Annotated in this window: 20 protein-coding genes; 16 read left to right on the top strand and 4 right to left on the bottom strand. The window is 44.4% G+C overall.

The window, feature by feature from the left end:
- From LBQ60_08080 to LBQ60_08040, 9 genes are all read left to right on the top strand, one after another.
- The coding region (locus tag LBQ60_08080; protein ID MDR2037866.1) for a hypothetical protein at nucleotides 1-382 on the top strand (382 nt) is incomplete at its 5' end.
- A 116-nt stretch (nucleotides 383-498) separates the two neighbouring features.
- A complete protein-coding gene (locus LBQ60_08075) occupies nucleotides 499-2,280 on the top strand; it encodes a hypothetical protein (GenBank protein ID MDR2037865.1) in 1,782 nt (593 codons plus the stop codon).
- Between the two features lie 46 nt (nucleotides 2,281-2,326).
- Complete coding sequence (locus LBQ60_08070; GenBank protein MDR2037864.1) at nucleotides 2,327-2,824, top strand: hypothetical protein; 498 nt, start codon at nucleotides 2,327-2,329, stop codon at nucleotides 2,822-2,824.
- 63 nt (nucleotides 2,825-2,887) lie between these two features.
- Complete coding sequence (locus tag LBQ60_08065; protein ID MDR2037863.1) at nucleotides 2,888-3,382, top strand: hypothetical protein; 495 nt, start codon at nucleotides 2,888-2,890, stop codon at nucleotides 3,380-3,382.
- 63 nt (nucleotides 3,383-3,445) lie between these two features.
- On the top strand, nucleotides 3,446-4,069 hold the full coding sequence (locus LBQ60_08060; protein ID MDR2037862.1) for a hypothetical protein: 624 nt from the start codon (nucleotides 3,446-3,448) through the stop codon (nucleotides 4,067-4,069).
- Between the two features lie 69 nt (nucleotides 4,070-4,138).
- Nucleotides 4,139-4,708: a hypothetical protein gene (locus LBQ60_08055; GenBank protein ID MDR2037861.1), complete on the top strand. Its 570-nt coding sequence runs from the start codon at nucleotides 4,139-4,141 to the stop codon at nucleotides 4,706-4,708.
- Nucleotides 4,709-4,780: 72 nt separating this feature from the next.
- A complete protein-coding gene (locus LBQ60_08050; GenBank protein ID MDR2037860.1) occupies nucleotides 4,781-5,350 on the top strand; it encodes a hypothetical protein in 570 nt (189 codons plus the stop codon).
- 255 nt (nucleotides 5,351-5,605) lie between these two features.
- Nucleotides 5,606-5,881: a hypothetical protein gene (locus LBQ60_08045; protein MDR2037859.1), complete on the top strand. Its 276-nt coding sequence runs from the start codon at nucleotides 5,606-5,608 to the stop codon at nucleotides 5,879-5,881.
- A 25-nt stretch (nucleotides 5,882-5,906) separates the two neighbouring features.
- Nucleotides 5,907-6,173 (top strand): hypothetical protein, encoded by a 267-nt coding sequence (locus tag LBQ60_08040; protein ID MDR2037858.1) that lies wholly within the window; start codon nucleotides 5,907-5,909, stop codon nucleotides 6,171-6,173.
- A 233-nt stretch (nucleotides 6,174-6,406) separates the two neighbouring features.
- Here LBQ60_08040 and LBQ60_08035 read toward each other — a convergent pair whose 3' ends face one another.
- The 4 genes from LBQ60_08035 to LBQ60_08020 all read right to left on the bottom strand — a co-directional run bounded on the left by LBQ60_08035 (nucleotide 6,407) and on the right by LBQ60_08020 (nucleotide 11,155).
- Nucleotides 6,407-9,283: an endopygalactorunase gene (locus LBQ60_08035; GenBank protein MDR2037857.1), complete on the bottom strand. Its 2,877-nt coding sequence runs from the start codon at nucleotides 9,281-9,283 to the stop codon at nucleotides 6,407-6,409.
- Between the two features lie 629 nt (nucleotides 9,284-9,912).
- Nucleotides 9,913-10,134 (bottom strand): hypothetical protein, encoded by a 222-nt coding sequence (locus LBQ60_08030; protein MDR2037856.1) that lies wholly within the window; start codon nucleotides 10,132-10,134, stop codon nucleotides 9,913-9,915.
- 11 nt (nucleotides 10,135-10,145) lie between these two features.
- Nucleotides 10,146-10,736, bottom strand: coding sequence for a TetR/AcrR family transcriptional regulator (locus tag LBQ60_08025; GenBank protein ID MDR2037855.1), 591 nt, complete (start codon nucleotides 10,734-10,736; stop codon nucleotides 10,146-10,148).
- A gap of 5 nt (nucleotides 10,737-10,741) precedes the next feature.
- Entirely contained in the window at nucleotides 10,742-11,155 is a 414-nt protein-coding gene (locus LBQ60_08020; protein ID MDR2037854.1) for a DUF3872 domain-containing protein, read from the bottom strand.
- A 423-nt stretch (nucleotides 11,156-11,578) separates the two neighbouring features.
- On the opposite strand from LBQ60_08020, the gene LBQ60_08015 reads away from it, so the two are divergent.
- From LBQ60_08015 to LBQ60_07985, 7 genes are all read left to right on the top strand, one after another.
- On the top strand, nucleotides 11,579-14,035 hold the full coding sequence (locus tag LBQ60_08015) for a glycoside hydrolase family 95 protein (protein MDR2037853.1): 2,457 nt from the start codon (nucleotides 11,579-11,581) through the stop codon (nucleotides 14,033-14,035).
- A gap of 154 nt (nucleotides 14,036-14,189) precedes the next feature.
- Nucleotides 14,190-15,245, top strand: coding sequence for a hypothetical protein (locus LBQ60_08010; GenBank protein MDR2037852.1), 1,056 nt, complete (start codon nucleotides 14,190-14,192; stop codon nucleotides 15,243-15,245).
- Between the two features lie 189 nt (nucleotides 15,246-15,434).
- Entirely contained in the window at nucleotides 15,435-17,576 is a 2,142-nt protein-coding gene (locus LBQ60_08005) for a DUF5110 domain-containing protein (protein MDR2037851.1), read from the top strand.
- A gap of 88 nt (nucleotides 17,577-17,664) precedes the next feature.
- Entirely contained in the window at nucleotides 17,665-21,234 is a 3,570-nt protein-coding gene (locus LBQ60_08000; protein ID MDR2037850.1) for a glycoside hydrolase family 88 protein, read from the top strand.
- A gap of 146 nt (nucleotides 21,235-21,380) precedes the next feature.
- Nucleotides 21,381-22,844, top strand: a complete 1,464-nt coding sequence (locus LBQ60_07995) for a DUF362 domain-containing protein (protein ID MDR2037849.1) — start codon at nucleotides 21,381-21,383, stop codon at nucleotides 22,842-22,844.
- 200 nt (nucleotides 22,845-23,044) lie between these two features.
- Nucleotides 23,045-24,016 carry an SMP-30/gluconolactonase/LRE family protein gene (locus tag LBQ60_07990; GenBank protein ID MDR2037848.1) on the top strand — a complete coding sequence of 324 codons (972 nt, stop codon included), beginning with the start codon at nucleotides 23,045-23,047 and terminating at the stop codon, nucleotides 24,014-24,016.
- 110 nt (nucleotides 24,017-24,126) lie between these two features.
- Complete coding sequence (locus LBQ60_07985) at nucleotides 24,127-24,405, top strand: DUF2271 domain-containing protein (GenBank protein ID MDR2037847.1); 279 nt, start codon at nucleotides 24,127-24,129, stop codon at nucleotides 24,403-24,405.
- The last annotated feature ends 4 nt before the right edge of the window (nucleotides 24,406-24,409 follow it).

Below are 24,409 nucleotides of genomic sequence, written 5' to 3'. Positions count from 1 at the left end.
ACTATTCCTGATGGATCATGCACGTTGCCTGGCGCATACCCGGCAATACGAGGCAAGCAACCGTATGTTCGCCCTCTACCTGACCAGGGGTGGCAGTCCCGATGCTTATAACCAGATAGGCAGCAACCATCAGATGATGGGGCAATATGACCTGGCCGAACAGGCCTATACCCGGTCGGCGCAGATCATTCCCGGCAGGTTGACGCCACACTGCCTGCTGATGCGTTTGTACGGGGATACAGGCCGCCGCGACCGCGCAGCCCAAACAGCACATACCCTGCTGGACATGCCCGTAAAGATCCCGTCGAAGAAGGCGGATGCCATCAAAAGGGAAGCACAATCAGTATGGGATGAATGGAACAACCAAAATAATCAACCATGAAAATAAAACGCGGACAGTTGATGCGCCACCGGCACGGCTAGCTTCCCGCAAGGGAAGCATAACAAACGACCAAATGAAAATAAGTGATCATATTTTATTCATCTAATCATAATATAATGAAAAACAGAAGTTTAAGAATTGTATTTTTATTGTTTCTGGCAGGATTTTTGAGCACCTGTCAGAAAGATGTAGCAGAAGAAGAGAAATTGCCGCCGATCGATAAGCAAACAGAGCTGGCGGCGGCAGAATCGTGGTATGAGTCAAACTTTGGCGGACTTATGTTGAAATCGGCGGTTGAAGAAGACAGTGGCAGGGTAGTGCTGAAACCTGAGTGGAAGACGGCAAAAATACACCATAACCGGCGGCTCAAAACAGTGGAAACTGTGTTGATGCCGCAGGATATAATGCTGTTTTTCGCAAGGCCCGAAAACATGCAAAAGTATGAGGAAACCGGTGACGACCGTTACCTGATATCTCTCACCCGCCTGGTGTTGCAGACCCACCGGCGTACGGGACGGCAAACCGGCTTCATGATGACCATTATGCCTTCGGTGAAATATCTGGAACAAACCGAATTCAATCCGTTCAGAAAAATGGCGTATATAGGCAGGGATAAAAAATTCGACGGCAACATACTGTTCCACCATACGGACGGTACGTTTTCCAATGGATGGGTATACCGCAACGGAAAGATCACCCACAGCATAAACAGCACCAACCGCGAGGAGGAACCTGTGATATCGTTGAAAAGTACAGGTGAATGGGAATGTACCACATATTCCCAATATGGTGTGTACAGGCAATGCTGGCATCAATATAACTTTATGGGTGATAATTGGTCGTATATAGGCGAATATTGCAGCGAGAATACGACTACCGTGTTGGAGAATGAATGGACAGAATGCGTTTGGATCGGCGGCAACGGCGACGATGAGTTTAGCGATGGCGACGAAAATAGCGGCAGTACCGATGGCGGTGGGCCTTATCGTCCGCCAGCTCCACCGCGGGAATTAGTTACCGTTACTGTGACTGCCAATCCTACAGCAGGCGGGTCTGTTGTGGGAGGAGGACAAGTCCCGAAAGGACTAGGCAGGATCATTAATGCAACTCCAAATCCCGGGTATGCTTTTGTAAACTGGACCGGCAGCACCACGGTTTCAACAGCGAATTATTATATCCAGGCAGTAAACGGCGATATGACTTTTACCGCCAATTTTAAACGGATGAATCCCTGTGTACAGGCAAATGATTTAGCAAACCATGCAGCTTTCAAAGGAAGTATGGTTGATCTGAAAAATAAAACCTCCGGAAATAGAGAATATACCATTCTTTTTAAACCTAACGGTACAGTTACCACTTCCGATCCTAATTCATATATCGCCAGCGCCTATGAAGGAAACCCTAACCAAACCACAATGACTATGCCACTACCTATGAGTAAAATAGGAGGAATGGCGCATTCGCATTATGGTACCGGATCGCTTTCCATTTTTAGTCCCGGTGATCTCTACGCTATGTATAAATTACTGATCACTAATAAAATAAACGATCTATCATCCTTCTTTTCCGCAGTGACTACCGGACACGGCACCTCTTACATGCTCATGATAGAGGATGTGGAAAAGTTCAGGCAGTTTGGACAAAATAATTTTGGAAGTGCGAGATCCGAGTCACACGCAGACGAATTAATGTCATATTTATTTAGGAATCTTTTTGGAATATCGCCTAATAGCAGTACAAGTCATAACGAAGCACAATTTCTAAATTTTATGAAAACAGCCAACGGAGCAGCAGGTACGGGTCTGACCCTTTTTAAAAGCAATTCTTCAAGTTTTAGTGGCTGGGAAAGGCTTAAAATGGAAAACAATGGCAATGTAGTAACCAATCCTTGTCCGTAATGAATTTTTAATGTATATCATGAAATATAATAAAACAAATTTTACCATGAAAATATTCACACTTATTACTATTTTCTGTCTTGTTGCCGGAACCTTATCTTTTGCACAAGACGATGATCTTACTCGTTTAGTCAGCAAGTATTCCGAAAAGTTTATCGGCACATGGAGATACGAAACCGAAAGCTATTCCATTACCATTACCTTCACTAAAGGCACACTTGCAGGTTTTGAACAACTCTTTGGTACATATCAGGTGCAAAAGGATGGAAAGGTTTATGAAGATCTCAGTGGAACGGGTATTATAGGTGGTCCTCTTCCCAATGGAAATTCTAATGAAATAGTATTTTTCCTTAATGACCATAAAGACTATTACAGACAGAGTGAGTTTAAGATGACCATGCAAAGCGGTTATAAAGATCGTGCTGTTCTGACACAGATCCGTGAGCCAAATCGCAACTTACCTCAGGGAGACCATCGTCCGGAGAATATAATATTACCACCGGATAATATTCTGCTAAAAAAACAGGCAAAGCGAAAACGTTAATATTTTATATTCCGGTTTGGGTTGATGTCTCAGGCCGGGATTATAAATTGTTAAATACTCATCATGAAAATATATTTTTTAACCATCATTTTATTTCTTGCCGGTGGTAGTACGTCTTTTGCGCAAGATGTTCGTGTGAAAGATCCGGATGCAGACAAGTTTATCGGCACATGGAAGTATGATTCGGCAGATTATTCCATATCTATTACCTTCACTAAAGGAATGTTTATGGGTATTGAGATGCTTTTTGGCGCATATGAGGTACAAAAAGATGGACAAATCTATAAAGAATTAGACCTTAACGAAAGGCTTGTTATGGGTGGGACCCTACCAAATGGTAATCCTAATGAGATAATGGTCGTTCTCAATGACTTCAAAATCTTACATAAGCATTTTAAGTTTACCTTAACCATGCAGAGCGGGTACAAAAATCGCGCTATTTTGAAGTTGGTTTTTGTGAAAGATACGACCCTGCCTGAAGGTAAAAGTCGTTCGGAGGTTAATCTGTTGCCACCGGATGGTACTGTGCTGATTAAACAGGCAAAGCGGAAGCGTTAATATTTTATACTCCGGCTTGGGATATCAACTCAAGTCGGAGTTATTAATAGTTGGATGTACATCATGAAAATATATTTTTTAACCATCATTTTATTTCTTGCTGGTGGTAGTATGTCTTTGGCACAAGATGTTCGTGTAAAAGATCCGGATGCTGATAAGTCTGCCGCAGAACTCACGGCGCAGAGACACAGTAAGGCAATGTTGCCCTACAAACCGGCGGAAAAGTTCCGGGGGGATACTGTGTCGTACCTGGAATACAATTATGTGATACGAAGCGTGCAATATAAAGGCCGGACTGCAGGAGAGATCCTTAAGGAGCTGGAATACCCGGTACTTTACATTGTGGAGGTGGCAAGTAAGAGAGATCCGGGTAGCCAAAGGGTAATAACCAGGTTAGGCTTAAGCGTCCGGCAAAAAGGCGAAAAACCATCCGTATTGAAGGACTACTATATTGTTATATTCTTTGAAAAACCGCCTTTACTCGATGATTATGAAAAAGTAGCCAGCATACCTCACAGTGACAATACTGAAGTATTTACGCCCAAAGTATATGATTTCTTAAAGGATATGAAGGTTTCCAATATTTCATTCAATGAGTTTCTCGTCAGGGATCCGGAAATCCTGGAACTTGGGAGGCAGGCAAGGAAAGCTGAGAAAGAGCGAATGGATAGAGGCAGAAGGAAGTAATAACAGAAAAAAGTGCGGTAGCCGGATGGCTACCGCTCATTCATAGCTGCCTGTAACATGCCCATAAATATGAAAAAAATATATTTTATTTTGTTGGCCCTTATAATGATCCTGTCTGCCGGACAACTCACGGCGCAGAGAAACAGAGCCACCCTGCCATACAAACCGGCGGAAATGTTCCATGGGGATACTGCCTCGTACCTGGAATACAATTATCAAATACGGAATGTGCAATACAAAGGCCGCACCGTAGGAGATATCCTTAAGGAACTGGAATACCCGGTACTTTACATAGTGGAGGTGCAGCGTATGATTAATCCGGGTAACCCAACATTAATACCCAGGTTAAGTTTAAGCGTTCGGCAAAAAGGCAAAAAACCGTCCGTATTTAAGGACTACTATATTGTTATATCCTTTGAAAAGCCGCTTTTATCTGATGATTATAAAAAAGTAGCCAGCGTACCTCACAGTGACAATACTGCAGTATTTACGCCCCAGGTATATGATTTTTTAAAGGATAAGAAGGTTTCCAATGTTTCATTCAATGAGTTTCTCGTTAGGGATCCGGAAATCCTGGAACTTGGGAGGCAGGCAAAGAAAGCCGAGAAGGAGCGGATGGACAGAGGAAGAAGGAAGTAATAATTACGAATTACAAATTACGAATTTCAAATTAGTAATTCGTAATTTGTAATTCATAATATGCCCATAAATATGAAAAGAATACATTTTATTTTGTTGGCCCTTATCATGATCCTGTCTGCCTCACAAATCACGGCACAGAGAAACGGGGCCACCCTGCCCTACAAACCGGCAGAAAAATTCCATGGGGATACCGCGTCGTACTTAGAATACAATTATGTAATACGAAGCGTGCAATATAAAGGCCGGACCGTAGGAGAGATCCTTAAGGAACTGGAATACCCGGTACTTTACATAGTGGAGGTGCAGCGTATGATTAATCCGGGTAACCCAACACTAATACCCAGGTTAAGTTTAAGTGTCCGGCAAAAAGGCGAAAAACCGTCCGTATTGAAGGACTACTATATTGTTATATCCTTTGAAAAGCCGATTTTATCTGATGATTATAAAAAAGTAGCCAACGTGCCTTACAGTGACAACACTGTAGTATTTACGCCCCAGGTATACGATTTTTTAAAGGATATGAAAGTGTCTGGAGTTGGTTTCAATGAGTTTCTCATCAGGGATCCGGAAATCCTGGAACTCCGAAAGAAAGCAAAGGAAGCGGAGAAGGAGCGGCTAAACAGAGGCGGAAGGAATTAATAACAGAAGGAAGTGCGGTAGCCCATTGTTCGGGCTACCGCTCATTCATAGCTGCCTGTAACATGTCCATAAATATGAAAAGAATACATTTTATTTTGTTGACCCACGTTGATTTGGGTTTTGCATTCCGATAGAATTGGAATAAGCTCTTGGTTCGGCGGTATTTACCTTGCGGTAAGGGCTTGCTAAGTTGCAATGCCGTTGTCCTATATTGTCAAATTTTAAATTCGGCGAATAACAGGAAAATATAAAAATATGAAAACATATACAATAATCATAGAATATTTTGGCGGAACTTATGTTTCTCAATATTTAGCGTCAATACCACGAGAGGCTTTTTTGACAGCCATAAACGATAATATGAATAATCCGGAATTAACCGATTTCAATCAAGATTTGCTGAGAGAAATATATTTTTGGCTTGAGGAAATTGGGCTTATGGCATTAGATAATTTGAGTAATATTTGGTATTTTTCTTTTACTTATAAAAAGAAGTCGTTTCATTCTCATATTATAGAAACTGTAGTATAGTAGCATCGCGAAAGAAAAATAAGTAATGGAAAAATACACATTTATTACAGAATACAGAGGTGGCACTTATATTAGCCAATATAAGGCTTCCTCCTTGATAGAAGTCCTTCGCTTATGGGCAAACAATCTGGATAAAAAAATATTTACTTTGAATAAAAAAGAAAAAATTCTTTTTGAAATAGAAAACCCAGATTTTTTCCCAATGCCTATAAGTGGAATAGATAATGTCTGGTGCGGGGCATATCTTTCTGGTAGTTTTTTTCTTTTGGTTAATATTATTAAAACAGTGTGAAATCACATATTAAGCGATATATAGCATAGTTGACCGGAATTGTATTGCCGGTCAACACACGGTCCTGTATGGGCTACCGAGATTGTCAAAAGAGATAAAAAACAACAAATAATTGAGAACTTAGGCGATAGCCGATCTCGTGAGCGTCAGCAAGTAATGGACAATTAATAAAGAATATCAATTGGCTACGCCGAGCTAAAGGTTCTCAATTCTCAATTCTCAATTCTCAATTCTTAATTCTCAATTTCCACCACCACCTGCGAAGAATTGATTTCCTTTACCAAAGGTAATGTCTTGTTGTCGGACGGTATGGTCAACGATTTTATTTTTGCACCGGTTACATCCTCCAGAACAACAGGGTACCTGAGATCAGGACTTTCATAGGCGATGGAACAGTTGACCAGTTCGAATCCTTTGGCATGCCTTACCCAGAAACCGTAAGCCGGCTGTATTTTTAAATCCCCTACATTATACCGGCCTACTCCTATTTCAGGAGGGTAAGCCTGCGTGTCTTCAACCGGATGTCCACCTTTCACCAGCAGGTTTACGTCGTAAAAACGGATGTGGGTAATATATCCGGTATGCCTGCCGTCGGGCAAAGTAAAGTTGAGGCCGCCTTCTGTCTTTTCCGGTTTTGGAAGACTGTAACCCGCAATGATCGGTGTCGCTTCGTTCTGGGAACCGTCATAAGCTTTCCACCGGCCACCTCTGAAAGAACTTCCCGCATACACTTCGGATATGTCAATGGAGTTGATGAAAATATTTTCCACTTTGCCGATGTTGGAATTGGTGCAGAGCAGTTCCTTACGGATATTACCGTTCTCTTCGAATGTAAACATCGCCACATCGGCGCCGATCACCCTTCCGCGGTTGGATATGGAAATAAAAAAGGGAGCCCGTGTCCGTTTCATTACCGAACGTGAATGTATCGGTCCTGTCTGCCCTCCGTTCAGGTATATGTTTTTGATATGGGCGCCGTCATTGGCCGAAATGGAAAATCCCGCTTTGTTGGAGCCCAGGACATAGATATTATCGACATATACATCCTGAATATCGTCGGCCGTTTCCGAACCGATCTGGAAAAGATTGCAATTGGTATCGCCGATGATGTTCCTGACCCAATAATTTTTTACAGGGCGGGTGAATCCCAGCGAACAGTCCGAGCCGAGTTTCACGATGTCGTCCGAACTCACTTTGGAATAGATATTGGTTACCGTAACATGGTTGCAGGCCATGAAATCGTATATATCCCTTGCATTACCCGTATGGTGTTTGGCAAAATAAGTATTGTGCACGTGTATGCTGTCCGTTCCGGTTGCCAGAAGCACGAAATGTCCGCCACGGTCGATATGCAGCATGTTGCTGACGTCAAAATTTTTCAGGCCATCCTGTTCCATGTAATACGGTTCGTCCTTTTCTTCATCATACCATAGATCTTTTGTTGAGTGAAAGCCGGCTATTTCGATATTTGTGCAGAGCTTGAAGGTGAACATTTTATCGGCCCTTTTTCCGGGTGCGTTATTCATAACACGGTCGCTGGTGGCAAGATTTCCGTTTCCGGTGATCCTTCCGTTTCCGATGATCTTGATATTATCTTCCCTCTCGGCAAAAAACATGGTATTACGAAAAAAAGTATGCCCCACGTCCTGTTTGGTCAGATAATTTTCAGGATCGGCGTATGGCTTCGGATCGGTGGGCGAAAGACCGGAGCGGTAAGCCTTATCGCTGAACCAGGTAGCTTCAGGCTCGTCGCTGCCGGACAATGCCTGAAGAACGGCGTCTCTATCGACATAGATCCATACATTGCTTTTCAAATGAATGGTACGCATAGAATAGATCCCGCCGCCGAACAGCAAAGTTCCGCCGCCGATACGGTTCATGTATGCTATTGCCGCATTGATCGAATCCGTATCATCCGTTTCGCCGTCTCCTCTTACACCAAATTTCCGGACATCCCATTTTCCGGAATAAAAATATGCCGTATTGGATCTTCCCTTGCTATTTCCGCTTTTAATGTCCAGTTTAAACAGGTACAGTTTATCCGGGTCAAGACGATCGATGGTGATTTCTCCCGATCCGGGCGCGATCCGGGTATTTACAGGTATCCACTGTTTACCGCCATCAGTTGATTGTAACAAAGTAATTTCCGACGCATCAGAAACCGGAGTCCAGAGGAATGTTGCCTGAGTATACAGTTGATCGTCTTGGTATGTGGGCATTTTTATTACATTCCTGCGAAAATCAGCCACCGTTTTTCCGGCTGTCAGGATCGCTGTTTCCTGTTCTGTTCCTGCACTGGAAAGCGCTTCAGGTTCCGTTGTAGAGTAATATGCTTTAAATGAATATTGTCCTGTACGTCTCAACCTTACATTTTTTATTTTTATCCGTAGATCAATGCCGTTCAGAGGCCGAAGATCGATATTGCTGAATGTGATCACCTGTCCCTTGCCGTATTTTTCGACGGTAACCTCTCCTGTCTTTTTATACGAATAATTTGTCCCGGTTTTTCCGATGGATTGATGTGCCAATCCGCTGAGTTGAACCTCTCCGCGCCCGATAACATTCACTGTAGTATTTTCGGGGGTAACAGGTATCCCTTCGGGGATCATTATCCTGACGGTTGCTTTGGGCGTTCTTTGGCCTGCAATAAAATCCAGTACCAGGTCAGTAGTGGTATTTACCCGTATATTCTCCTGATGCAGTATCAGTTTTCCGGCCATCGCTTTCCGTCGGACACCAGTTTTATAACGCTTTTTACCCTTACCTACTGTGATCTCGAGCATATCTCCGGATTCAATTTCTCCATCCCTTTTTAATTGGTTGTTAGAATCATAAACCGAGAAAATTAAAGGAGAGCCATCACGCATTTTCAGTTGGTCCGACAGTTTACTTACTTCCAGGCCTGTTGAAACAGGTCCCTGGTCTTCAGGAGTATCTACCGTAAAAGACCGGGTAATACCTGTTACAAATATTACCGAATCAGCAGTGATGCGTATGATATTCGGAGCGTCTCTGCCCGGAATTAATATTTCTTTTGTTGATGCTTCAGCGTCAACGGCATTTATCAGAAACGAAACGATCAAAAGGATGAATGTTCTTATTGCTGTCATTTGATGATGGGTTAAAGTATTTAACACCACAAATGAAGCGGAAATTTTCATCATCGACTTGTAAATTTATCCCAAAAGCTTGTGCTATTTTCCCAAATATAGTGAAAGGTGAGAGCAATTGTAGAAAGCTTGCTTTCGAATAATTGCCGAACCGTATCCTATATTATTCAAATATAGTGAAAGCCGAGAGGCAAAATCAAGCTTGCTTGAAATTTTGTCCAAGGCGCATCCTATATTCTATAAATATAGTGAAAACCGAGGGCAGAGTGTCGAACTTGTTCGTAAACTTTGCCGAAGTGCATCCTTTATTTTATAATAATTATAGTGAAAGGTGAGAGCAATTAATATCGGATATCTGTTCCTGGGCATATCAAAACGGCAGCCCGTGTCATGGCAAAAGAACCCGTATTTTTCGATCACGGATTATTCGCTACCCTTTGTTATAATGCATTTATATAGATTGTAAAATATGACTACACAAATCCTAATTAATATTCAAATTGTCATTAAGTAATATAAAACAATTAATGTCATAAATGCTGAACGTAATCCATTTGTTCAATGTGATTTAAGAAAACAATAATTAGCACTGAATACTTAATTTTGAATGTTGAATGTTAAATTCGAAATTAAATAATCCCCCAGCCCATCTTCAATCTGAACATTCCAACGAGAATTACTACCAGGCAAAGGATCATACCTCCCCTGAAACGACCGATAATAGATATAAGGAGAGCCACCACGGCAAACGGTATATTCAACCAGTTCAGCCATCCAAGAAAGGGGATCATTGCCAGGAACATAAAGAACAAGGCGAAAACACTTAAGATACGTCCGATAAATGCTATCATCATTATTAAATTTAAAATGAATCTGTAGAAGAGTGATTGATGATACCGAAAATGAACATTTTAACAGCATGTGTAACCATTTCCTTGTAACCCGGGAACATCGACTGAAAAGCCGGATCATTGCATATATCTGTTAACCTATCGGAAAAATACATGATTACATCCAGGTTCAGGTCTTTTCTGATTTCGTTGTTATCCTGGGCTATTTTGAAATAATGACGGGTGATTTCCGTACCTTTTTCATTAATACTCTTATAGTAATCGGATATCTCCTTTACGCTGGAGTTGAAGATATCATCGGCGAATTCCATGCTAATGGACCGGGTTGCTTCCAGTTTAAATAAAATATATTGATTCATTTTATCCGAAAAACTGTTGTTCGATTCCATGATCGCGATGAACCCGTCATTCGCCGATTCGAAAATCTGCCTGAGTATCTCTATGGCCAGTTCGTTTTTATTTGAAAAGTAAACATAGAAAGTTTTCCGGCTGATACCGGCTTTACTGCAAATCTCATCGATACTGATCCGTTTGAATCCGTGTCTGTAAAAAAGTTCCGTTGCCGTACGGAGGATTCTTTCGTGGGCTTCTTTTTTCGCCATAAAGATCAATCATTAAATTTAATGATTATATTTTCTTTTTTCCCGTAGTTATTGTGGACGGAAAGCACTAATTCCTGTTTTGTCCCGGATTGTGCCGTGTAATACACGGTGAAACTCTCGCCTTTGAAGAAATTCGTAGTGTATTCGTACAACTTGTTTCCTTTGGTATTTTCTAAAATACCATTTCCTTCCCTTTGACGGTACATATAGAAATAATGAATATACCGCTGATGTTCGTCCGGTATTATCCTGCACCGGATCCCGATCGTCTCGCCGGTTTTTATCCGGGAAGGATAGTCTTCTACGGATACCGCAAATCCGCTTTCCGTTAAAGCATAGTCTTCCACATCGATATTACACGATACCGTACCAAGTAAGGCCAATAAAATTGCCGATAAACCCTTTACCTGCTTTTTCATACGTTTATTAATTTTATGTTACATTTCAAATGCAAAGTTACATTTTTTGTTTATTATACAATAATATGTAACCTTAAATAATAAATTTTAACATATTTTAACAATTAAAACGACTCATTAAATATCATATCTTTATTATTATTAGCATGTTAGACTAAGTTACTATTTAGAATTCATCATATACTAAAATTAGTCTTTCATTTAGTTTTTGACACAAAAGTGCAAGCATTTGGCACATAAATGATATTTATTCCCTGGTTAAATTCTTTATTTTGTAGTCCAAAGTTCAAAATTTTGAACCCAGAAACCCAAAGGGTCCACCGAAGGTAACGGCTCAACGAAGCTGATTTTGAATTTTGAATTTTGAATCTTGAATTTTGAACCCCGAAGGGCTCACCGAAGGTAATCTTAAATTGGAAAAAGATGAGATCTTATATGTTGATTTTGAGTTGCATATGCATTATTGTATCCTGCACATCGAATAAAAAAGAAGAGGGCAACTGGAAATTGTGGTATGCTGCCCCCGCAGACAAATGGGTAGAAGCCTTACCTGTAGGGAACGGACGCCTGGGAGCCATGGTTTTCGGGAATCCCGCAGAGGAACGGTTACAACTGAACGAAGAAACGGTGTGGGCCGGACAACCTAACAGCAATGCCAATCCGGATGCATTGGCGGCCATCCCGGCGATACGCAAACTGATCTTTGAGGGAAAATACCTTGAAGCGCAGAATATGGCGCTTGAAAAAGTTATTTCCAAAACCAACCAGGGAATGCCGTATCAGCCTGTGGGCGATCTGTACTTGTCTTTTCCGGGACATGATAAAGTTTCGGACTATTACAGGGATCTGGATATTTCTTCGGCCATTGCCACTACCCGCTATACGGTGGATGGTGTTGAGTATTCCCGGGAAGTGCTGGCGTCGTTCACCGGACAGACGATCGTGGTGAGGATCACAGCTTCCGAAAAGGGAAAGATCAATTTTTCGGCCCGGCAAGGTAGCCCGATGAGAAGCAAATCCCGTATTCAGGACGGTTGTATCTTGCTGGAGGGTATCTCGGGTGATCATGAAGGACTGGAAGGCAAAGTGGAATTTACCTCTATGGTCAGGGTCATTCCCGAAAACGGACAGGTATCCGCTATCGATACCACCCTGGTTATTTCCGAAGCCGATGCTGCGACCATATACGTATCCATGGCGACTAATTTTGTGAATTATCAGGATTTAAGCGCCGACCAGAATGAACGGGCAAAAAAATACATGCAGGGGTCCCTGCAAAAAAGTTATGATCAGTTACGTTCGGAACATATCGCCTATTACCGCGAATATTTCGACCGCGTACAACTGGACCTTGGTGTTACGGATTCTGTCAATAAGCCGACCGATATACGTATCCGGGACTTTGCAAAAAGTAATGACCCCCATCTGGCGGCCCTCTATTTCCAGTTTGGCCGTTACCTGCTTATTTCCAGCTCGCAGCCGGGAAGCCAGCCTGCTACCCTGCAGGGGATATGGAACGACCTGGTGTTACCGCCCTGGGATAGCAAGTATACGGCAAATATCAATACCGAAATGAATTACTGGCCGGCAGAAGTGACAAACCTGTCCGAACTGCACCAGCCATTGATCGAGATGATCAAAGAAGTGGCGGTAACGGGAGCACATACGGCACGTATCATGTACGGCACGCGCGGATGGGTGATGCACCATAATACCGACTTGTGGCGAACTACCGGGCCGGTGGATCAGGCAAGGGCTGGCATGTGGCCCTCCTGCGGCGCTTGGCTCAGCCAGCATTTGTGGGAGCGTTACCTGTACTCCGGCGATCAGGCTTACCTGGCAGAGGTATATCCGGTCATGAAACAGGCAGCTTACTTTTTCCTCGATTTTCTGGTGGAAGAACATGAACACCAATGGTTAGTGATCGCTCCATCCAACTCTCCAGAAAATCCTTTCGACAAAAAGAACAGGGTGACCAATGCAGCCGGGATCACCATGGATAACCAGCTGATGTTCGAACTGTTCACCAACCTGATCTCAGCTACCGATGTACTGGGCGTGGATGCAGCTTTTGCGGATACATTGAAGCAGACCCGCGCCCGCCTGGCACCCATGCAGGTCGGTAAATACAGCCAGCTGCAGGAATGGATGCACGACTGGGACGACCCTGAAGATAAGCACAGGCATGTTTCCCACTTATATGGCGTTTTTCCCGGCAACCAGATATCGCCCTACCGTACCCCGGAATTGTTCGATGCGGCACGCACTTCCCTGAACTATCGCGGCGATCCGGCTACCGGATGGTCCATGGGATGGAAGGTATGCCTGTGGGCGCGTTTCATGGACGGCAACAGGGCGCACAAGCTGATCTCGGACCAGTTGAAACTGGTGACTCCCGAAACACGCGGTGGCGGCACCTATCCCAATATGTTCGATGCACATCCGCCCTTCCAGATCGACGGTAATTTCGGCTGTACAGCCGGTATTGCCGAGATGCTGATGCAGAGCCACGACGGTGCGCTGCACATCCTTCCTGCTCTCCCCGATGTATGGAAAAACGGAAAAATCAAAGGATTAAGGGCAAGAGGCGGTTTCCTTACGGATATAGAATGGGAAGACGGACAGGTGAAAACCTTCAGGGTGAAATCCTCTCTAGGCGGAAACCTGAGGATCCGTACGGCTACACCGTTGAAATTATCAGGCCCGGGAAAAATGCAGCAGGCATCCGGAAACAATCCGAATCCGTTTTTCAGCATGCCCGAAGTACCGCAACCGCTGATCTCGGCAGAAGCCAGACTGAACCCTCCGGCAGTGACCGCAACAATGGAATATGACCTGATGACCGAAGCAGGAAAAGAATATACCTTGAAAAGAAATTGATAATTGATAATTGACGTAAAACGTAGTAAATCAACTTTAAAGCTACGAATATAAACGTTTATTATGTAGATAGAAGTACTTAAAGCATGGTTAATTTTGAATCTTGAATCTTGAATCTTGAATTTTGAACTTTGAATTTTATAATTTAAATCGCATGAGAAAACATCCGATCTCCCGTCGCACATTTGTCAAATCGGGTATATGTGCAGGAACAGGACTTTTAGCCACCGGCCTGGGAACTTTTACATCATGTAAAAAGAAAACACCGAATAAGCGTGATCTGGTACTGGAGGTGCTTGATATGTCCACACCTAATAAATATATACCTGCTGCTTTTTTCATGCATTTCGGCAAAGAGTACCGTAGCGGGCAGGCTGCCGTCAACAGGCATCTGGAGTACTTCAGGACAACGGACATGGACTTTGTAAAAGTACAGTATGAGTTAGGAATGCCGAAGATGGAATTGCAGAAAGCATCCGACTGGGAAAAGATCCCTGTTTTCAGGGAAGATTTCTTCGAACCCATGTTGACGTTGATTTCCGGAATTGTAAAAGAAGCAAAGGCGGAAGCACTGATTATTCCCACCGTGTATTCGCCGTTCATGTGTGCTTCGCAAATGACGGGCGGCAAGAAAAAATTGCTGGAACAGATACATGAACATCCCGATGCTGTGGCCAAAGGCATGGAGATCATTACAGAAAGTCTTTTGTTTTATATCAGGGAAAGTATACGGGCCGGCGTTGACGGTTTCTATATGTCGACACAGGGCGGCGAAGTAAACCGTATCCCCGATGCAGCGCTTTTCGATAAAGTGGTACGCCCCTTTGATATGGCCCTGATGACCGAAGCCGATGAAAAATGCGCGTTTAATATTCTGCACATCTGCGACTATGAAGGAAAGTATAATAGTCTTGCCCCCTATGTCTCTTATCCGGGAAAAGTCGTGAACACACCTGTTGTACTTGCCGACGGAACCACTATCACAAGTAAAGATGCCGCCGTCATGTTCAAACGCCCTGTCATGGGTGGCCTCAACCGCCTGCATGAGATTGCCAAAGGAACGCCGGAAAAAGTGATAGCAGCAGCGGATAATGCTTTAAAAGCAGCTCCGGCCAATTATATCTTCGGCGCCGACTGTACCGTACCGGCCGGTACGGACTGGAATTTATTGCGGTCTGTCATACAGCAGGCGCATCATTACAGGATGTAATATAAAATAACTGTAGCCACCATACAATTAATATTAACTTTAATTAGCTTATTATCAGAACAAATCACCTTTTTGACACAAAAATACAAGCATTTGGGACATTATTGATATTTATTTCTTTATAAAATTAATTGTTTTGTCCTTGCATAAAGAGAACAAAACATAATTCAAAAAATAACCCTTTACTCAATGAAAAAAACAATCATTATAGCTGCCCTGTCTTTTTTTGCTTTTTGGGGCATTCATGCGCAGGACCTTCAATGGAAAGAAGTATTGCCGGGTGTATGGAAAGCGGCCTACGGTACACCTGAGTCCTATAACCTTTTGAGTGTTGCAGATGTAAAACCCAACAATGAAGCCATTGCCAGTATGCCGAACACCGCATTGACGCTGGACCGGGCAGAGATCAAGGCTGAAATGGTAAATGGAAAAGTGTACCTGCGTTTACCTCTGGAGAAAGGCGAGCAGATCTTTGGATTAGGATTGAATTTCCAGACGGTACATCAGCGGGGAAAAATACTGAACCTGCATGTCGACCACTATGGTGGAAAAGACAACGGAAGAACCCATGCCCCCGTGCCTTTTTATGTATCGTCCAATGGTTACGGAGTGCTGATCAATTCAGCGCGCTACATAACTGTTTATGTAGGTACAGGCGTGCGTACGGACAGTAAAAATCCGCCTGCGGTGAAAGATCGTAATACGGACAGGACATGGTCTTCACGCCCTTATTCGGATAATGTGGAAATACTGATCCCGGCCGAAGGAGTGGAGATCTTCCTTTTTGCCGGCCCTACCACGCTGGATGCCGTTCGTCGTTACAACCTGTATTGCGGTGGAGGTACTCTCCCACCCCGCTGGGGACTCGGCTTTACCCAACGTGTACAAAAGTTATACAACGCAGATCAGGTTATAGAAGAAGCCGATGAATTTACTAAACGTGGTTATCCACTTGATTTCATAGGTCTGGAGCCCGGTTGGCAAACCAAAGCCTATCCCTGTTCCTTTGAATGGGACAAAGGCCGTTTCCCCGATCCGGCAGGATTCGTCAAAAATATGAAAGAGAAGGGAATCCGTATCAACCTGTGGACCAACCCTTTTATATCCCCGGAATCACCTATATTTAAAAATATACAACCTTACACCGGCACACATACCGTATGGTGCGGAACCGTGCCCGATCTCACCATGCCGCAGGCCAGGGAAATATTTGCCGGTCAACTGATGAAGGACCAGGTATCCATCGGGGTAAGCGGATATAAAATAGACGAGGTAGACGGCTATGACTTTTACCTGTGGCCTGATGTGGCAACATTTCCATCAGGAATCAGCGCCGAGCAGATGCGCCAGACTTATGGCGTATTGACACAAAAACTAACCGATGAATTGTACCGCCAGCGCAACGAAAGGACTTTCGGCCTGGTAAGGGCATCCAATGCAGGAGCCAACAATATGCCGTATGTCATCTATAACGATTATTACAGCCATGAGGACTTTATCACCGCATTGATCAACAGTAGTTTTTGCGGTGTATTATGGACACCTGAAGTAAGGGGTTCCAAAACAGGTGAAGAATGGTTGCGCCGTTTTCAATCCGTGACCTTCTCCCCCATGGCCATGATCAATGCATGGAGCAGCGGAACCAAGCCGTGGTCGTTCCCCGAAGTGGCGGAACAGGTAAAATATTATTCCCTGCTCAGGATGCAGCTGATGCCTTATTTTTATTCGGAATTTGCCAAATATCATTTCGAAGGGACGCCGCCGTTCAGGGCGATGATGCTTGAACCCGGTTTCAGGAATGAAGGAGGCGCCGAAGTAAGAAGCCGCAGCTTAGAAGATAATCCCTACCTGGAAGCTGTCAACAAAGAGGTAAAAGATCAGTATATGGCCGGGGAATATCTTTTGGTAGCCCCCATGTTTGCTGGTCAGAAATCACGTAAGGTATTATTACCCAAAGGAAAATGGTACGATTTCTATACGGGCGAATATGCCGGTGATGGGGAAGCCATTACGGTAACACCCGGCCTGGACAGGATACCCGTATATGTGAAGGATGGCGGGATCATTCCCATGATGGAAAGCCGTTTACATGCCCCTGCCAATGGTGAGAAAGTGAATATGGAAATCAGGCATTATGGTGTACAGGACGGAAAATATCTCCTGTATGATGATGACGGCGAAACTTTCGATTATGAAAAAGGCATCCTTTCATGGCGGGAAATAACCGTTACAAAAAACAAAAAAGGACAGCAGGAAGGTAAAATATCCAAAGCCGAAAAAGGAAAACCCGACCATGTAGGAAAAGTAACGTTCACATTCATGACAAAATAATGGAGAATGGAGAATTGATAATTGATAATGAATTCCATACCCATTTTCCATTTTAATTTTTAATTTTTAATTTTTAATTCCTAGTTGCATGCGCACTGTCTCATTTTTAATTTTTAATTTTTCATTCTTCATTCTTTTTTCCTCGCAGTTTGTTTCTGCGCAGGCCGGAAGAGTAATGAATGCCGATGGCACATCTGATACGTACCGGTTGATCGAATCTTACGGTTACGGTGTGGAAGTACCCGATTGCGGACATCCCGTAAAGCATATCACCCAGCAGTTCGATAAGGAATTGGACAAGCAGGTTTTTGCTTTTACGCTTCATGCGGAACTGGATGATGACCGTTGCGGCTCCAAGGACAGGCAACGGGCGGAGATCAAGACATTTGGACCTTCACCGGAAAGTATGAAGGGTTTCCGGGGGAAAAAACATACTTATCAATGGCGCTTTAAACTAGATAAAGGATTTCAGGCTGCACCGGGCTTTTGCCATATCCATCAGATCAAAGCCGATTCAGGCCCCGGAGCGGGTGCACCTATCGTGACCCTCACGCCCCGCTGGAAAGAAAGTGGCGAAGTGTTGCAACTGAACCAGGTATCTTCAGCCAATCGTTCCACCATATTAGCGGAAGTGCCGTTGGCCGATTTCAAAGGGACCTGGGTGGAAGTCACCGAAACTGTTACGCATGACCGTCCCGGGACGCTGGAAATGGAGATCAAACGGGTATCCGACGGTAAGGTGCTGTTGTACAACAAAACGGAGGGAGTGGATATGTGGCGGGACGGAGCTAAATTTAACCGGCCCAAATACGGCATATACAGAAGCCTACGCAATCCTTCCTACATTCGTGACGAATCCGTGTTGTTTTCCGATATCGCATTCATGGATGTAACCGGAAAACAGGATGAAAAACTGTCAGGCAACGGAAAAGACATCTTCAATGCGCGGGATTATGGTGTGGTTGGTGATAGCGAAACGATGGATTCTCCGGCAATACAAAAAGCCATCGACGCCTGTCATGCTGCAGGAGGAGGAACGGTAGTCATTCCTCCGGGAACATTTTTATGCGCCACCATTGCATTAAAAGACAATGTCAGGCTGTATCTGGATAAAAATGCACTTTTGTTGGGTACAACGGACATCAAAGCATATGACAACCTCGATCCTTTCACCGAAGGATTGGGAATAGAAGTAGGATGGGCGTTTATTGTCGCCATCGATGTGAAAAACGTGGCCATTGAAGGCGAAGGAGTGATCGACGGACAGGGCTCGGCCCTGAAAGCCCGGCATATTGCCGAAGACAAACGTTCGGAATCCAAAATCTGGGGCTACCGTCCATTCCTGTTGCGGGTACTTCGTTGCGAAAATGTCACTGTACAGGGTGTTACGTTGAAATATGCCGGAGCCTGGACTTCCCATTATGCCCAGAGCAGGAATATCCGTATCGAAGATGTAAAGATCATCAGCCGTGGAGTGGCACATAACGACGGGATCAACATCGATGGCTGTCAGCAGGTACGCATCAATAACTGCGATATCGACAGCGGCGATGATGCCTTGTGTTTCAAGGCCACATACAGCAAAGCGCCCTGCCGGGATATTACCGTTACCAACATGCGTCTGAAAAGCAATCAGGCCGGTATAAAAATGGGAACCGAGTCCATGTCGTCCTTCGAGAACATTAAGATATCCAAATGCCATATTTATGATACCCGGAACGGCGGTATCAAATTATTTACTGTTGACGGGGCACATTTAAGAAATATAGAGATCACCGATATCACCATGGAGAATGTACGTACGCCTATGCTTTTCCGTCTGGGTTCAAGGCTCAATGTTTTCCGCAAAGGCGATGAAAAACAACCGACAGGTACGTTCGAACACGTTTTTATCCGTAATGTAAAGGCTAAAAGCGATTCGATTACCCAGTTGAATCCGGCATCGGGCATTCTGATTACGGGCGTTCCCGGACATTATATCAACAATCTTACTTTGGAAAATATCGAGATCGAGCTTCCCGGCGGTGGAACCGTACAGGATGGACACAGGGTGGTTCAGGAAGCCGTGAACCAGTATCCCGAAGTGAAGACATTCGGCCCCTATGTCCCGGCATACGGAGTATGGGCAAGGCATGTCAGCAACCTGCAACTGAACAATGTCAGTTTCAAACTGGGCAAGGCTGACCTTCGTCCCGCGCTGATCTGCCAGGATGCGACAGGTGTGATTATCAATAATTTTAAAGCCGTAGCAAGCGCCGGTTCGGAAACAATCATGCGTCTGGATAGCGTCCGCTATGCCTACATCTCCACATCCTCCGTTACAGGAGAATCCAATGCGCTTTTGCAGTTGACCGGCAGAGAAAACAAGGAAATCTACCTTGACGGCAAGCAGTCCGTAAATGTCGGGAAAATGGTAGAGGCAGTGAATGGCGCCTATGCCGGGGTTGTTGAACAACGTCCGTTCCCCGATGCGGCCAACACCACGATTCCCGGGGCATATCTTTCCTATATGCCTGATAAGGCGCCTGCATCGTGGGCGATAGCTACCGCACAATCCACTATGGCCCGGTGGCCCGACTATTCAAAAGCTTACTGGAATTCATGGACCTATGTCAATTCATATATGGCCTGCGCTTTCGAACGATTATACAAAGTTACAGGTGATAAGCAGTATCTGGAATATATCAAACAATACATCGATGGTTTTGTCGATGAAGATGGTAACCTCAGGGGAGTGCGCAACCACAAGGGAGTAACCAGGATGCCCTCCTACTGTACCAACCTCGACGGAATGATGCCGGGAAATACACTTGTCATGATGTATGAACACTATAAGGACGAACGGTATAAAAAGGCGGCAGAGACGATACGACGTTGTTTCGACAGTTATCCGCGCAACAGCGACGGCGGATTCTGGCATGGGGCAGGTCTGACCGGACAGATGTGGATCGACGGGATTTTTATGGGACAGATGTTCCTGCTTCGTTACGGACGATCCATCGGTGATTCGGAATATGCTTTCGATGAAGCGGCCCGCCAGATTACCGCATATGCCAAACGGGGCGAACAGGGTAGTTCGGGATTGTATGTACATGGAGTCTACGAACCGGGACACGGACCCCGCGTATGTACGTGGGCCGACCCTGCCACAGGAAAATCGCATGAAGTATGGGGTGAAGGATTAGGCTGGTATGCCCTGGTACTGGTCGAAGCACTGGAAACCATTCCACAGGCGCATCCGAAATACAACGAGATCAGGAATATATACATCCGCCTGGCGGAAGGATTGAAAAAGACGCAGGATCCCAAAACCGGAGGATGGTATCAGGTAGTGGATAAAACGGATCGTGCGGATAACTGGATAGAAACATCCGGTACGGCTATGTTCGTATACGCGATACAACAAGGCATCAATCTGGGTGTCATCGGTAAAAAAGATTACAAAAAAGTGGTGGATAAGGGCTATAAGCTGATCACCGGCAATGCAAAGATCAACAAACACGGTCTGGTGGATATCTATCATGCCTGCGATGGCCTCGGCGTACAGGATAATTATGAGAAGTACATCCATTACCGGAAAATGCTCAATGCCAAAGAAGCCTATGTGGGTTTTGTATGGGCCACTGAAATTGTCGAAAGAGAAAAAATAAAAAAATAATGGAGAACATAGGCGATAGCCGGTCATGAGCGTTAGCGAGTAATGGAGAATGAATATCAAATCCTTTTTTAATTCTTAATTCTCAATTGGCTACGCCGAGCTAAAGGTTCTCAATTTTTAATTTTTAATTCTTAATTCTTAATTTAATGAAAAGCAACAGGAGGGAATTTATCAGGAAAACAGGGATCGGCATTCTTGCATCGGCTGTTCCTGCAGGTCTGCTGCAAGGTGCGGAAACATTGATGCAACAACAGCCGAAACCGGCAACGCCATATAATTGGAAACCGGATGCAATAAACCTACCTGTAGGTAAAGCCCGTGGAATATATCCCGGAAGGGTGGCATGGTCGCATGCGCCCGGGACCGCTCACTGGGATGGCAACTGGAGATCCATGACAAGCCCTTGGTGGCTGGATGAAAATACCGATCAGAAACGTGTAACGGAAATGGTAGGGGATGTCATCCTTCAGGTAACGGGCAAGAAGAATTACGGACAGGCATGGAAGGCGATCTTCGAATACCATAACAGTCAGTTGGGTAAGGGGAAAAAAGGATACCGCAAAGGAGAGATCGTTGCCGTAAAGATCAATATGAACTCCACCAACCGGCCCGAACGGACAAACAATTATACCGATGTCGCCCCGCAGACCGTACATGCCGTAGTGGAACAATTAGTGAAACATGCCGGGGTACCCGAAGAAAACATACTGGTCTACGACGGAAAACGTTATGTCTACGCTGCCGTATTGAAAAAGGTGTGGAGCGATTTCAAAGATGTCCGTTTCATGCAGGAAAAGGAATTTACCGATAAACAAAAGCATCCCCTGTACGGAGACCACCGGCGCCTGGAAATGCCCGAATGGGTAAAGGGCATGCAGTATTCCAACGGTATTGCCTACGCGAAGGCGACCAATATTCCCAGACAGGTGATGGATGCTACTTATATGGTGAACCTTGCCATGCTGAAATGTCATTCATATCCGTATTCGAATATGGAAAAAGGGGATGAAGGGCAGACAGCGGTAACAATGCTTGGGAAAAATCATTTCGGTTCCATCCAGGGACCGTCAGATCTGCACGCAGTGATGAATACCAACCGCGACGCCAAACCGAAAACCTATTCTCCTGTGGTGGATCTTGCAGCATCGCCGACACTGGGGAAAAAGACCATTCTTTATATGCTGGACGGCCTGTATTCAGCCCGGAAACATTCGTCGTATGCCGTACATTTTCCCAATGCACCGTTCTTCAATAAGAATTATCCGTATGCCAATCCCGAATGGCCTTCCTGTATCCTCGCATCGTTGGATGGCGTGGCTCTGGATTCCGTCGGACTGGATATTCTGTATTCCCAGACAAAAAACAATCTGGATCCCGAAAACCAGAACCGTCCGTGGATGCTGATCCGCGAAAATGCCGACGATTACCTTCATGAGATGGCACTGGCCGAAAATCCGCCATCAGGGACCAAATACATGCAGGACGGAAAGCAGGTAACCAGTCTGGGTGTTCACGAACATTGGGACAGCGACGAAACACGCCGCTATTCCCGGAACCTTGATCCCAAAAACGGAAAAGGGATCGAGTTGATCTATAAAAAATTAAGTTGATTGCATAAAATACGGGATACAAGCAGAATTGTTGGTTTTGTTGTTTTTTGGAATTGTTGTTTATAGCTTGTATCCTTGTGTTTTATGTCCGTACAAATAAAATTCATTTTATGAGGCATTTATTCTTTTTTCTCATTGGTACCTTTTTAAGTTTAACCGCTTTCGCAGAAAGAAGGTTCTCTGAAAATAAAAGAATCGGAATGCCGAAAACTACCGGTATGTATGTGCTTCAAAGCGGGTATAGCAGCAACCGGTATGCATTATGGACCGAAGATTCGGTGGGAAAACAGGATAAGGAACAAGCGGCTTTTCAACTTTCGGATATCATTGAACCAGGTATAAAAGCCACCGTACTCGGAACCGGTTACAATTTCAGCGAAGGTCCCGCTGTTGATGCTGTCGGGAATGTATATTTCTCTGCCAGATTGGACAAAATTCAATTTTACGCTTATGGAAGGCCCGTCGAACTATTTACCGACGACACCTTCGATCCCGTTGCGATGATGTTCAACCGCGATGGAAAGCTCATTGTTACCGAAGGAGCGGCTTCCCGTATTGTCGAATTCGATGTGCGTACCAAAGAAAAACGGACAATCGTAAGCGAATTCGAAGGGTTGCGTTTCAACGAACCGGAACACATAACAATTGATTTTGAAAACGGTTTCTATTTCACCGACCCTAGCTATCGGCATCGAGATAATAATACCGTCAGAAAAGAAGACGTGTATTATGTCTCGAAAGACGGTGAAATATCCCGTGTTTCGACGGTCTGTAAAAAACCGAACGGCATTATTCTTACTGCAGACTGTAAAATACTTTACATCGTTGATAACAAGGTGGGACATGTCTATAAATATGATGTGCTAGCACCGGGTAAATTGGCAAACGAAACGTTGTTGATCCATGACGCTCGTGGGGCGGACGGTATTTATCTGGATACTGAAGGAAATTTGTATGTAGGTTGTAGTGGTAACGGACTCCGGATTTACGACAAAGCCGGCAAATTCATAGGTCGACTGGCTGCGGAGTATGGAATTCCTTATGCTTCAAGTTGCGTGTTCGGCGGGCCGGATTTTTCCATCCTGTATATCACTGCACGCGACCAGTTTCTCGGAATTTCCATGAAAGTCAGAGGTATATTGCCGCCCAGTGCAGGGAATAAAGTTCCTTAATGACAGATTTAATTTAAAAAATGTTCATTACTATCCATATTATATAGAGTTCTGTAACCCGGAAAATATATTTTCCGGGTTACAAATGGAAAATGCTAAAATTTCATGTTATGAGCCACTTATTCTTTTTTCTTTTTGGAATCTTTTTCAGCACGAATGCTTTTCCGGGAGAACGGCTTTCTGAAAACAACGGAAACGGCGTGTTGGAAATCACCGTTTCGTATGTGCGACAGAGCGGACATGGCAGCAACCAGTATGCTGTATGGATCGAGGATTCGGTGGGAAAACTGGTAAAAACATTATATGTAACACAATTCACAGCAAAAGGAGGTTATGTACGCAGACCTGCACAGGCTGGCGCGGGGGGGTTTGGGGTGGGGGTGTTTTAATAAA

Source organism: Bacteroidales bacterium (assembly GCA_031275285.1).
GTDB lineage: Bacteria > Bacteroidota > Bacteroidia > Bacteroidales > UBA4181 > JAIRLS01.
This window is presented reverse-complemented; position numbering and strand designations above follow the sequence as displayed.

Coding starts and splice junctions, on each gene's coding strand:
- LBQ60_08005 (MDR2037851.1), top strand. CDS start 15,435: ATGAAAAAAACAATCATTATAGCTGCCCTGTCTTTTTTTGCTTTTTGG.
- LBQ60_08015 (MDR2037853.1), top strand. CDS start 11,579: ATGAGATCTTATATGTTGATTTTGAGTTGCATATGCATTATTGTATCC.
- LBQ60_07985 (MDR2037847.1), top strand. CDS start 24,127: ATGAGCCACTTATTCTTTTTTCTTTTTGGAATCTTTTTCAGCACGAAT.
- LBQ60_08070 (MDR2037864.1), top strand. CDS start 2,327: ATGAAAATATTCACACTTATTACTATTTTCTGTCTTGTTGCCGGAACC.
- LBQ60_08060 (MDR2037862.1), top strand. CDS start 3,446: ATGAAAATATATTTTTTAACCATCATTTTATTTCTTGCTGGTGGTAGT.
- LBQ60_08025 (MDR2037855.1), bottom strand. CDS start 10,736: ATGGCGAAAAAAGAAGCCCACGAAAGAATCCTCCGTACGGCAACGGAA.
- LBQ60_08055 (MDR2037861.1), top strand. CDS start 4,139: ATGAAAAAAATATATTTTATTTTGTTGGCCCTTATAATGATCCTGTCT.
- LBQ60_08050 (MDR2037860.1), top strand. CDS start 4,781: ATGAAAAGAATACATTTTATTTTGTTGGCCCTTATCATGATCCTGTCT.
- LBQ60_08000 (MDR2037850.1), top strand. CDS start 17,665: ATGCGCACTGTCTCATTTTTAATTTTTAATTTTTCATTCTTCATTCTT.
- LBQ60_07995 (MDR2037849.1), top strand. CDS start 21,381: ATGAAAAGCAACAGGAGGGAATTTATCAGGAAAACAGGGATCGGCATT.
- LBQ60_08065 (MDR2037863.1), top strand. CDS start 2,888: ATGAAAATATATTTTTTAACCATCATTTTATTTCTTGCCGGTGGTAGT.
- LBQ60_08075 (MDR2037865.1), top strand. CDS start 499: ATGAAAAACAGAAGTTTAAGAATTGTATTTTTATTGTTTCTGGCAGGA.
- LBQ60_08020 (MDR2037854.1), bottom strand. CDS start 11,155: ATGAAAAAGCAGGTAAAGGGTTTATCGGCAATTTTATTGGCCTTACTT.
- LBQ60_08030 (MDR2037856.1), bottom strand. CDS start 10,134: ATGATAGCATTTATCGGACGTATCTTAAGTGTTTTCGCCTTGTTCTTT.
- LBQ60_08040 (MDR2037858.1), top strand. CDS start 5,907: ATGGAAAAATACACATTTATTACAGAATACAGAGGTGGCACTTATATT.
- LBQ60_07990 (MDR2037848.1), top strand. CDS start 23,045: ATGCCGAAAACTACCGGTATGTATGTGCTTCAAAGCGGGTATAGCAGC.
- LBQ60_08010 (MDR2037852.1), top strand. CDS start 14,190: ATGAGAAAACATCCGATCTCCCGTCGCACATTTGTCAAATCGGGTATA.
- LBQ60_08035 (MDR2037857.1), bottom strand. CDS start 9,283: ATGACAGCAATAAGAACATTCATCCTTTTGATCGTTTCGTTTCTGATA.
- LBQ60_08045 (MDR2037859.1), top strand. CDS start 5,606: ATGAAAACATATACAATAATCATAGAATATTTTGGCGGAACTTATGTT.